The 11164-nt window shown below is 42.8% G+C and carries 13 protein-coding genes; 9 read left to right on the top strand and 4 right to left on the bottom strand.

All coding sequences use genetic code 11. From position 1 onward, the window contains the following. Positions 1 to 24: 24 nt before the first annotated feature. Positions 25 to 1683: a urocanate hydratase gene (hutU, locus tag ACH3Z1_RS14010; RefSeq protein WP_490822618.1), complete on the bottom strand. Its 1659-nt coding sequence runs from the start codon at positions 1681 to 1683 to the stop codon at positions 25 to 27. A 149-nt stretch (positions 1684 to 1832) separates the two neighbouring features. On the opposite strand from hutU, the gene ACH3Z1_RS14015 reads away from it, so the two are divergent. Then, positions 1833 to 1988, top strand: coding sequence for a hypothetical protein (locus ACH3Z1_RS14015; protein ID WP_490822619.1), 156 nt, complete (start codon positions 1833 to 1835; stop codon positions 1986 to 1988). A gap of 66 nt (positions 1989 to 2054) precedes the next feature. Here the strand turns inward: ACH3Z1_RS14015 and ACH3Z1_RS14020 are convergent, their stop codons facing one another. Continuing rightward, a complete protein-coding gene (locus tag ACH3Z1_RS14020) occupies positions 2055 to 2366 on the bottom strand; it encodes a tetratricopeptide repeat protein (protein ID WP_490822620.1) in 312 nt (103 codons plus the stop codon). A 193-nt stretch (positions 2367 to 2559) separates the two neighbouring features. Between ACH3Z1_RS14020 and ACH3Z1_RS14025 the strand changes: the two genes are divergently transcribed. The 6 genes from ACH3Z1_RS14025 (at position 2560) to ACH3Z1_RS14050 (ending at position 8869) form a co-directional block, all read left to right on the top strand. Further along, complete coding sequence (locus ACH3Z1_RS14025) at positions 2560 to 3300, top strand: electron transfer flavoprotein subunit beta/FixA family protein (protein ID WP_490822621.1); 741 nt, start codon at positions 2560 to 2562, stop codon at positions 3298 to 3300. Positions 3301 to 3337: 37 nt separating this feature from the next. Further along, positions 3338 to 4300, top strand: a complete 963-nt coding sequence (locus ACH3Z1_RS14030) for an electron transfer flavoprotein subunit alpha/FixB family protein (RefSeq protein ID WP_490822622.1) — start codon at positions 3338 to 3340, stop codon at positions 4298 to 4300. A 242-nt stretch (positions 4301 to 4542) separates the two neighbouring features. Then, complete coding sequence (locus ACH3Z1_RS14035; protein ID WP_490822623.1) at positions 4543 to 4929, top strand: hypothetical protein; 387 nt, start codon at positions 4543 to 4545, stop codon at positions 4927 to 4929. 49 nt (positions 4930 to 4978) lie between these two features. Further along, the gene (locus ACH3Z1_RS14040; RefSeq protein WP_490822624.1) at positions 4979 to 6565 is read left to right on the top strand and encodes a WG repeat-containing protein; all 1587 of its coding nucleotides are present in this window, start codon (positions 4979 to 4981) and stop codon (positions 6563 to 6565) included. 164 nt (positions 6566 to 6729) lie between these two features. Continuing rightward, positions 6730 to 7542, top strand: coding sequence for a class I SAM-dependent methyltransferase (locus tag ACH3Z1_RS14045; protein ID WP_490822625.1), 813 nt, complete (start codon positions 6730 to 6732; stop codon positions 7540 to 7542). A 109-nt stretch (positions 7543 to 7651) separates the two neighbouring features. Continuing rightward, positions 7652 to 8869 carry a hypothetical protein gene (locus ACH3Z1_RS14050; RefSeq protein ID WP_490822626.1) on the top strand — a complete coding sequence of 406 codons (1218 nt, stop codon included), beginning with the start codon at positions 7652 to 7654 and terminating at the stop codon, positions 8867 to 8869. Positions 8870 to 8928: 59 nt separating this feature from the next. Here ACH3Z1_RS14050 and ACH3Z1_RS14055 read toward each other — a convergent pair whose 3' ends face one another. Further along, positions 8929 to 9717, bottom strand: a complete 789-nt coding sequence (locus ACH3Z1_RS14055; protein ID WP_490822627.1) for an SDR family oxidoreductase — start codon at positions 9715 to 9717, stop codon at positions 8929 to 8931. A gap of 11 nt (positions 9718 to 9728) precedes the next feature. Next, entirely contained in the window at positions 9729 to 10055 is a 327-nt protein-coding gene (locus ACH3Z1_RS14060) for a cupin domain-containing protein (RefSeq protein ID WP_490822628.1), read from the bottom strand. A 75-nt stretch (positions 10056 to 10130) separates the two neighbouring features. On the opposite strand from ACH3Z1_RS14060, the gene ACH3Z1_RS14065 reads away from it, so the two are divergent. Further along, the gene (locus tag ACH3Z1_RS14065; protein WP_490822629.1) at positions 10131 to 10424 is read left to right on the top strand and encodes a DUF3817 domain-containing protein; all 294 of its coding nucleotides are present in this window, start codon (positions 10131 to 10133) and stop codon (positions 10422 to 10424) included. A gap of 80 nt (positions 10425 to 10504) precedes the next feature. Next, positions 10505 to 11089, top strand: coding sequence for a bifunctional nuclease family protein (locus ACH3Z1_RS14070; protein ID WP_490822630.1), 585 nt, complete (start codon positions 10505 to 10507; stop codon positions 11087 to 11089). The last annotated feature ends 75 nt before the right edge of the window (positions 11090 to 11164 follow it).

The following is an 11164-nucleotide window of genomic DNA, read 5'->3' on the forward strand; positions in this document are numbered from 1 at the left end:
ATGATAAATCTGTGTTCTGTTGAGTTATAATCCCAGGTGATGTTTTGATAATGTTTGTTGGGCTATTTCATATCCCGCATCCGCATGCCTGATTACCCCCATACCCGGATCATTTCTTAATACCCTTGATAAACGTTTAGCTGCTTCATCGGTCCCATCTGCAACAATCACCATGCCTGCATGAATGCTATAACCCATGCCTACGCCGCCACCATGGTGCAAACTTACCCAACTGGCACCGCCAGCCGTATTCACCAGCGCATTTAAGACAGGCCAGTCGGCCACTGCATCACTGCCATCTAACATGGCTTCGGTTTCGCGGTTGGGAGATGCTACAGATCCTGTATCAAGGTGATCGCGGCCAATCACAATGGGTGCTTTTACTTTTCCTGTTCTTACCAGTTCATTGAATGCCAGTCCGGCTTTTTCACGCTCACCTTGTCCGAGCCAGCAGATACGTGCAGGCAAACCCTGGAAAGCAATTCTTTCTCTGGCCATTTTCATCCAGCGTTGCATCGATTTATTCTCAGGGAAAAGCTGTATGATCAATTCATCCGTCACCGCAATATCTGCCGGATCACCGCTGAGTGCCGCCCACCTGAATGGACCTTTCCCTTCACAAAACAACGGGCGGATATATGCGGGAACAAAGCCCGGAAAATCAAATGCATTCTTCAATCCATGTTCGAGTGCACGTGCACGGAGATTGTTGCCATAATCGAATGTAATAGCTCCTGCTTTTTGTAAAGCAAGCATCAGCTCCACATGCAGTTTCATACTATCATAAGCCAGTGCGATATAAGCATCCGGATCTTTTTCCCTCAATACAGTTGCGGCATTGTTATCTAATGTATGAGGTATATAACCAATCAAGGGATCATGAGCAGAAGTCTGGTCAGTCAGTACATCCACCTGGATCTTTCTTTCGATCAGCCTTTGTAATAATTGTACAGCATTGCATACTACACCTATACTCAGCCGCTCCCCTTTTTGTTTTGCGGATACTGCCCTGTCGATGGCTTCATCGATATGGGTAAATTTGAGGTCGAGGTATTTTGTTTCCAGTCTTTTATCGATGCGCCATTCTTCTACTTCTGCACAAAGCGCCACACCATCACACATGGTAATAGCCAATGGCTGAGCGCCACCCATACCACCGAGACCCGCAGTTACACTTAATGTTCCTTTCAGAGAGCCTCCAAAATGTTTGTCTGCTACGGCAGCAAAAGTTTCATAAGTACCCTGTACAATACCCTGTGATCCGATATAAATCCAGGAACCTGCCGTCATTTGTCCATACATCATCAACCCCTTTTGTTCCAGTTCCGTAAAATGTTTCCAGTTGGCCCAGTTGGGAACCAGTTGAGAGTTGGATAATAAAACCCTCGGGGCATCGGTATGTGTTTTCAGTATAGCCACCGGTTTACCACTCTGTATCAGCAATGTTTCATCATTCTCCAGTTTTTTGAGTGACTGGATGATCAGGTCAAGGCTTTCAATATTACGCGCCGCTTTTCCCCTTCCGCCATATACGATCAGGTCTTCCGGTCTTTCTGCTACTGCAGGATCGAGGTTATTCAACAACATGCGCAATGCCGCTTCCTGTATCCATCCTTTACAGTTTAACTGCGTTCCTGTCGGGGTTTTATATTTTGCAAAATCATAAGCTGTTGTAACAGACATGGCAAGCGATTTAGTGCGGGAAAGTACAGAAAATATATTTTTGATTTTTTGATCTTTGATTTTTGATTTCGAATACTCACATCAAAAAATCAAAGATCAACCAATCAAAGATCACCTCAGATTTCAGTATATTTGGAGAAACGAATCATATGGGATTACCTGTCAATAACAAGAAAGCCGGAAAAGCCGGTCCCGGAGGTGCTAAAAATGCGGCACAGGCCTCAAAATTCATTGCCAAACCCGGCGCCAAAGCCGTAGGTGTAACCAAGAAACCCATTAAAACGGGTGGATCGAGAGGAAGTTAGGAGAATGGCAGATGTCAGATCGCAGATGTCAGATTTATTTTAATATCTGACATCTGCGATCTGACATCAATAAATCAAATCATCATATGCTGCTCTTAACTCATTGAGCGCATGGTTGTCTCCCGCTGTTTTTGCGGCTTCTATGCCTTTTTCATACCATTGAATGGCCTGTTCAGTTTCGCCCAGTTGTTCGAGTAGTTTGGCCAGGTGATAATAAGACCCCACATAATCAGGTGAATCGGTTAATACTGCTTCAAACAGTTCTCTGGCTTCGGCCAATTTTTCCTTCTTGATATACTCTAATGCCAGTGCATGCCGCAGAAAATTATCCTTTGGATTCTGTTCCAGAAAAGCCAGTATGCGTGCAATTCGCTCCATTTAGTAAAGATAATCCTCAAAACCAACACTAACTCAATATTGACCATTGACGATTCACCATTCATCACCCTCCCCCTAAAAATTTCCCCTGTTAAAAAAAATATCCGAACCTTTGCCGGAAACAAAAGCTTCCTATATTTGTTAAATAGTTGCATAAACAACTAATCATTGAATCAAAACCTAATAGAGACATATGAAAATCCTGGTTTGTGTAAGCAAGACGCCTGATACCACTTCCAAGATTGCTTTTACGGATGGTAACAGCAAATTTGATGAGAATGGTGTTCAGTGGATCATTAACCCCTACGATGAATGGTATTCACTGGTAAGGGCCATTGAACTGAAAGAAAAAGATCCCTCCACCATTGTACACCTGGTAACAGTGGGCGCTGCAGATGCGGAGCCCATCATCCGTAAAGCACTCGCATTGGGTGGAGATGAAGCCATTCGTATTCATGCAGATGGCAGTGACAGTTATTTTATTGCTTCACAGATTGCCGCCATTGCAAAAGAGGGTTACGACCTGGTTTTCACCGGAAAAGAAACCATTGATTACAATGGATCTTCTATTGGCAGCATGGTGGCAGAACTTATTGATGCTCCCTATATTTCTCTCGCTACCAAATTCGACCTGAATGGCAACATAGCTACCGTTACCCGCGAAATTGAAGGTGGTGAAGAAGTAGCCGATGTAGCTTTACCTGCAGTGGTTAGCTGTCAGAAAGGTGTGGCAGAACAACGCATCCCAAATATGAGAGGCATCATGGCTGCACGTACCAAGCCATTAAAAGTAGTAGAACCTGTAGCTGTTGATACACTCAGTTCTGTCGTGAGTTTTGAATTACCACCCGCCAAAGCAGGTGTGAAACTGGTGAGTCCGGATAATGTGGGCGAACTGGTAAGATTGTTACACGAAGAAGCAAAAGCAATCTAACCAGGATTGTTATTCAACCATCTTTAAAAAAAGAAACATGTCTGTTTTAATATTTGTAGATCAATCAGAGGGCCATATCAAGAAAGCTTCTTATGAAGTATTGACTTATGGAGCTAAACTGGCCGAACAATTGGGTACGGCAGCAGAAGCCCTGTTATTGGGTAATGTGAGTGATGACCTGAGTGCATTGGGTAAGTATGGGGTAAAAAAAGTACACCAGGTAAATAATGAAACGCTGAACCACCTCGATGCACAAGTGTATGCAAAAGTAATTGCTGAAGCTGTCAGCACTACCGGAGCCAATGTGGTGGTTATTTCACATAACCATACAGGAAAAGCCATTGCAGGTCGTGTGGCCGTAAGACTCAAAGCGGGGCTGGTAGCAGGTGCCTGTGCCCTGCCCGATACCAGCAATGGTTTTGTGGTGAAGAAAACCGTTTTTTCGGGTAAAGCTTTTGCCAATGTAAGTATTACATCTGCCATCAAAGTAATTTCGCTCAACCCGAATAGTTTTACCACGATAGCAGGTGAAGGAACTGCTGAAGTAAACCAACTCTCTGTTGCAGTAGATGCACCGAAAGTAAAAGTAACTGCCGTAAATAAAGTAAGTGGTGAAATACCTTTAACCGAAGCTGAAATTGTTGTAAGTGGTGGCCGCGGATTAAAAGGACCGGAAAACTGGGGCATCTTATTAGACCTTGCCAAAGAGCTGGGAGCTGCTACTGCCTGTAGCCGTCCTGTTGGTGATGCACACTGGAGACCTCACCATGAACATGTTGGACAAACAGGTGTACAGGTAGCTCCGAATCTATACATTGCTATTGGCATCTCCGGTGCCATTCAGCACCTTGCCGGTGTGAACCGCAGTAAAATAATTGTGGTGATCAATAAAGACCCTGAAGCGCCTTTCTTTAAAGCAGCAGATTATGGTATTGTAGGTGATGCTTTTGAAGTGGTGCCGAAGCTGACGGAAGAGATCAGAAAAATGAAAGGAAAATAATCCTGTCTTATATGATTCGAAAAAGGACCAGTATACAACTGGTCCTTTTTTGTTGCCATTGACTCACCGCTGCAATTTCATAAACAAGTAATAATCATACCAAGAATTAAGTAAAATGAATGTTGAATATCATTTTCTTTTATCTATAAAAAGAAAAGAAAAAGAATAGTACTATTATTGACTTCTTAACGCCTGAATAGATTAACCAGGCACGAATCCCATAGAAAAGGCATTGTTATTGTATGGAAACAAAACCAATATCCAAAGAGCCTGCTGCTTTAGCCACGCTCTTCAGTCACGATTACCTTAATGCAAAAGCATTATACCTCTATCTTACCGGGAACATTCCGAGCATTAGCTTTATGAACGGCATAGACCCTTTTGCAGCCATTGCCGCTTTTCGGAAAGAATATGACGATGAAATAGCCGATTGGCACAATGAAGCGGTATGGAACCCTGATACAGGTGGATTCGGCATGGAAAACACATTCTTTGTGTTAAAGAACCAGGTGATTCTCCAGTTCGGTCACAACTTCGTACATATGTTACACCAGATGAACGACTGGGACTATATAGCATCGCTGGCAAAATTATTTGCTGAATATAAAATTGAACAGGAAGAAGAATAGTAGTAAACAAATACAAAACTTTCTATCACCTCCATTTAATACATACCCAATGAAAAAAATCTTCATCTCCATTGCTTGCTGCTGGATGGCGTTCTGCTCTTATGCCCAGGATGGCTACCGCGTTTTTACAAAGACCACCGACGGCAAAGAAAAATATGGCATTGTAAATGCGAATGGCAACATCGTGGCGTCCGCCAAATACGACTGGCTGGGAAGTCAATACCACGATGGATTTATAACCGCTTATATTTCCGAGTTAAAAACAGTTGACAATTCCAATCTTGCATTTGCACCTGCTAAAACAGGTTATTATTGGCGTCACAATTATGGATTTATTGATGTAAACGGAAAAGAGCTCACAGCATTTAAATATGAGATGGTCAGAGACTTTAGTAATGGTGTGGCAGAAATAAGAATGAATAACAAATGGGGACTTATCAATACACAAGGAAAAGAAATTACGCCCATTAAATATGAAGAAATTAAAAAAACTTATAACGACCAGGCCGACGCTGTATTGCGTATGTATTATGAATACAAAGATTCCAAAAAGAAATTCGGACTACTCTCTATAAATGGAAGGGAACTAACAGCTCCCATATACGACGAAATCAACTCCTTCAACGATGGTCTGGCCACCATGCAAAAAAATGGTATGATGGGTGTACTCAATACAGAAGGAAAGGAAGTGGTACCGGCCAGATACAGCATTTCATCTGAGGGGTATAAATTTGTGGGTGGTCTTTGCCGAGTTACCTGGAACGGTAAATGGGGATTTATTGATAAAACAGGAAAGGAAGTGATTCCATTAGTATACGACCGTGTATTCGGATTTGATAAAGACGGAACCTGTATGGTAAGGCAGGGTACCATGGTGGGACGAATTGACAAAACCGGGAAAGTTGTCGCCCCCTTAAAATATGATCGTGTTGAACCTTTATCTGATGGATTGTTCAATGTGAAGGTGAATAATTTATATGGCTGGATTGATCAGAACGGGAAAGATGTGATTGCTCCTTCTTATGAATATGGCTCATCCTTTGTTGGAGGAGTCGCCTATGTAAGAACGGGTAAATTTTTTGGCGCGATCAATAAAAACAACGAAATCAAAATCCCACTGAAATATGAATATATATCAAGGATGGACGACGCTAAACCATTGTTATGGTTTAAACAGAATGGCAAGCACGGTTTTTTCTCAGAGACCTTTACTGAAATCACGCCTGCAAAATATACACAGATTTACTCTCCGGTTGAGGGGCGGAGTTTTGTGAGAGTTGACAATAAATGGGGTATGGTAAACGATAAGGGCCGTGAAATTGCCGAGGTAAAATATGATACCCTGGTGAATGCAAAAGAATCAGAATGCGTGATCGCAGCACTTAATCAGAAAATCGGACTCATTGCCAATGATGGTAAAATCATGATCCCTGTTAAATACGATAATATCTTTGGCTACTCAGAAGGTATGTGTGCCGTTTTACTAAACAACAAAATCGGATTTGTGGATGTGGAAGGCAAGGAAGTAATTGCCCCCCAGTTCGACGATGCGGATGATTTTATCAATGGCAAAGCGCAGGTTAAGAAAGGTAATGATGTTTTTTATATTGATAAAACAGGGAAGAAAGTGCAGTAATCCAGCTGCTTTATTATGACATAATGCACTATAAATCAATCTTTATAACCAGAGAAAAGAGTATACCGACGATATAATCTGGAATGTTTCGCTTTTTGTATATTTATATATCCGCTAATGGCTGATTCGGATCACTGAATTTACAATTATGTAAACCCTACACTATGAATCCAAATAAAGCTCTCTGGGAGAAAGGCGATTTCACGCGTATCGCTGATACCATGCGACAAAGCGGAGAAGAACTGGTGTCGAAACTTGGCGTCACTAAAGGAATGAAAATCCTTGACCTTGGCTGTGGCGATGGCACTACTGCCATTCCTGAGGCGCAAATGGGCGCCGAAGTACTGGGTGTTGATATTGCCAACAACCTCGTTGAAGCGGGTAATGCCAGAGCCAAAGCAGCCGGACTTTTCAATTGTACTTTTCAGGAAGGGGATGCCTGCAACCTAGGTGAATTGGCCAATCATTCTTTCGATATGGTGGTAAGTATTTTTGGTGCCATGTTCGCTCCAAAACCCTTTGATGTTGCAAAAGAAATGGTTCGTGTAACAAAACCAGGCGGGAAAATTGTAATGGGTAACTGGATTCCCGGCGACCCCACTGTGGTAGCGCAAATACTCAAAATAAGTTCTTCCTATACCCCACCCCCACCCGAAGGCTTCATTAGTCCAATGACATGGGGCATAAAAGATAATGTGACGGAACGATTTGGCCAGGCCGGCATTGCAAAAGAAAATATCCATTGCATAGAAGATACTTTCACTTTCAGGGCACCATATACACCGGAAGATTTTGTACAGTTGTTTAAACTTTACTACGGACCCACCATGAATGCATTTGATGCCGCCGAAAAAAATGGTAAAACTGCTGCTCTTGAACAGGAATTGGTTTCACTCTTTAAAAGCCAGAATAAAGCAACAGCTGCAAACACTACTCTTATTCCAGCAACCTATTTAAAGGTTACAGTGACCTGTTGATTTAATTCCTGCAGATAATAGGAATAGGCAGCGTGACGAACACTATTGCGATTCTTTATACGCATATAAATAAAAAAGAATAACTTAGGTATCTCTAAATGGGTATCCAATGTTCCTGGCTGAAAGCTGTAGAAATAAAGAAGCGGCAACTAAACCGGTAAATTATTCGGCTGAAGCTCTCCCTTATAAAGGACTGCAATTACCTGCCGTGCCTGCTTTTACAAGTGCTTCTCCAACTTCATCTACACCAGTGATTCAAAGGAAAATTCTGATCAACGAAAATCCTTTCACACCAACAACGGAACAACCTGAACCTGTTAAACATGCCATGGCCGATGAATTCAACCGTTATTACCCGGACGAAACAGCTATGCAGAATCACCTGGTAACCAAATCACCGGTTCCTTTTGGCCTTATTAAAAAACGTGCATTATGGTACGACCTTAAAGATTTAGCAAACCAGTTTTTTGTGCTCGGCGAATCACATGCAGCCGTTCGCGGTACCGATATTGAAAAAGAGAGTAATCTTATCAAACCGGTTTTATATGAGGGGCGTCCGGAATGGTCCGTCAATAAATTCAAGAAAAAAGGCAACGAGCAGATACAAAAAAATAAAGGTACAGATGAAACTTCTTCCAAGCTATTACAGGCCCTTAGGGTTTTTGGCTACATGGTAGAAAAAGGAAATAAAAACACCGTTAAAAAAGACAGGAAACCACCGGATATTCCGTTAGGAAATGACCGTACGCGCGACACCCGCGACGGCAGTTATAAACTGGTCATAAAAGGCAAAGATGATCAAGCTGAATACTGGAAGCCACAGGAAGCTCCTCAGGTTGCCCCAAAAGAATATGATGCATTACAAGAATCGGGACAGGCTGTTCTTACCCTTTTCAAACGGGTATTTTATTACCAGATCAAAAAAGGAAAACTGAATGAATTCCATTTTGGATTGGAAATGGCCTGGGAAACCATCGAAGATTTTATTAAAAAACCTGCAGATGTTCCCAAAAGATTTGACAGCTTTCTGAATATTATCATGGAAGCCACTGACAAAAAAGTAAAACGTTATTATAAAAAACTGACCGACAAACAAGGTACAGATCTGTTAAAATCCCCCGATGATCCTACACTTAAAGAGGCAAATGATTATCGCAATGAATTTATTTTGCATGCTATTGCCGAAGCTGCCAGGTCTGGTACATTTAGTTTCGCGGCAGTAGGTAACGCACACCTGAAAGCACTTGAATCAAGATTAGGAAATATACCTGTGAACAGCATTTCGCTCGAAAATTTCATGTCTAATCATACCCGTGACGCCGTTTAAGTCCGTTGAATAGTATAGTGATCACTCTATGAACTACAGGAGCTTTTAGTTCCTTAATCCTACAAAGCACCGGTTCTGCCACCATCCACCGGTAAATTAATGCCATTGATATACGCAGCCGCCGGCGAACAAAGAAAAGCCACTGCAGCCGCAAATTCTTCCGGCTCTCCTAATCTGCCTGCAGGAATCAATGCCACTGTTTTATCGACAATGGTATCTACAGACGTACCTGCATCTGAAGCCTGTTTACCAAATAAATAATCAAGACGACCTGTTTTGGTATAACCAGGTAACACATTATTCACCGTAATACCATATTTACCAATTTCATTGGCCAGCGTTTTGGCCCAGTTGGCAACAGCCGCACGCACCGTATTGGAAATACCCAGGCCATTAATAGGTTGTTTCACAGAGGTAGAAACAATATTAATGATCCGTCCAAAACCTTTTGCCTGCATCCCCGGTACCAACAGTTGTGCCAGTGTATGTGCCGTAACCAGGTGCGAACGAAAGCTTCTTTCAAGCTCCTCTGCTGCTGTATTCAATAACGGGCCTGATGCAGGTCCGCCGCTGTTATTGACAAGAATATCAATGGTATGTCCTTTTGCTAAAAAGTCGCTGATCAATCCGGTGACTGAAGAAGGCTCATTGGTATCTGCAACAAAATATCCATGCTGCTGTTGTAATGCGGTATCAAGTGAATGAAGCACCGCTTTCAGGTTTTCTTCATTTCTCGCCAACAGGTATACGTTAGCACCCATCAATGCAAGTTCATGTGCCACAGCGGCACCCAGGCCCTGGGAAGCGCCACAAACCAATGCTGTTTTTCCTGTGAGATCAAGATTCATGATTCCTGTTTTTATAATGCACGATAATCTTCTCTTATTGGGTGAAATACATCCAACAATTTACAATCCGTAATGGCCAGACCAGCATGAGGTACATTGGATGGAATGACAATGACTTCACCCGGACCAAACTGTATGGGCTCACCTGCCAGTGTCAGTTGAAATCTTCCTTCGAGCACATGTGCTACCTGTTCATGCGGGTGCGAATGTTCTTTGAGCGCAGAACCTGCTTTCACATCCAGGTAAGAGAACGTCATATTTTCCGTATGGATAAAACGGGCACTGTAACCGGGTACTATTTCTTTGGGTGTAATACCGGCGAGATCAACTAAAGGCATACCTATATTTTTGCCTTGCAAATTACTGATTCTGTAACCGATCTGTGCAAGCGATCTTTGTTGTTTCTTTGCATCATGTCATCATCACTCCCACTCTTCAGAAAAATTGGTATGGCAGAAGGTATCTCCTTACTGCTGTTGTTAGGAATAGCCATGCCCCTCAAATATTTTGCGGACATGCCAGAAGCCGTAAAGTTTACCGGATGGGCACATGGCATACTCTTTATCGCCTATTGCTGGCTGGCATATATGGTAAGAGAAGAAAAAAAATGGCCCTTTACCATGCTGATCTGGGCTTTTCTGGCAGCGTTTCTGCCATTTGGCACATTCCTGTTCGATAAAAAACTCAGGTCCGATAAGCCTTTCTGAAACCTTTATTGTACCCCAATATTGAGCCCAAACCCCAACCTGACATTCTTATGGTAAATTGATTTATTTTCGTGTGGTCTATGAAAAAGATAGAATTGGAAATAGTGGCCCTGTCGCACAGCATCACCCAAACACATTCCTATGCCGTAGTGCTGGGCGAAACCAATGGTTTGAGAAGACTTCCTATCGTGATTGGTGGTTTTGAAGCACAGGCCATCGCTGTGGCACTCGAACATATGCAACCCAGTCGCCCGCTGACACACGACCTCATGAAAAATTTCATGAATGCTTTTAATGTAGAATTACAGGAAATCATCATCAGTGACCTGCAGGAAGGCATTTTTTATTCAAAACTGGTCTGCTTTACCGAACACGATACCGTAGAAATCGATAGCCGTACCAGCGATGCACTTGCATTGGCCGTAAGGTTTGGCTGCCCTATTTACACCTATGAGCATATACTCGAAAATGCCGGTATCCTGATGGAAGATGGGGGCAAGAAACCAAAAGCCGAAGCTGTTGGCGCAGAAGACAGTAACACAGGCCGTGAAGACCTGAGCAGCATGAGTCTGGAAGAACTGCAGACCCTGCTCAATGATGTACTGGAACATGAAGACTATATAAGAGCGATTGCGATCAGGGATGAGATGAATAAGAGGAAGTAGATGTCGGATGTCGGATGTCGGATGTCGGATGTCGGATGTCGGATGTCGGATGTCGGATGTCGGATGTCGGATGTC

This window comes from Sediminibacterium sp. FW305-C-49, from assembly GCF_058231085.1.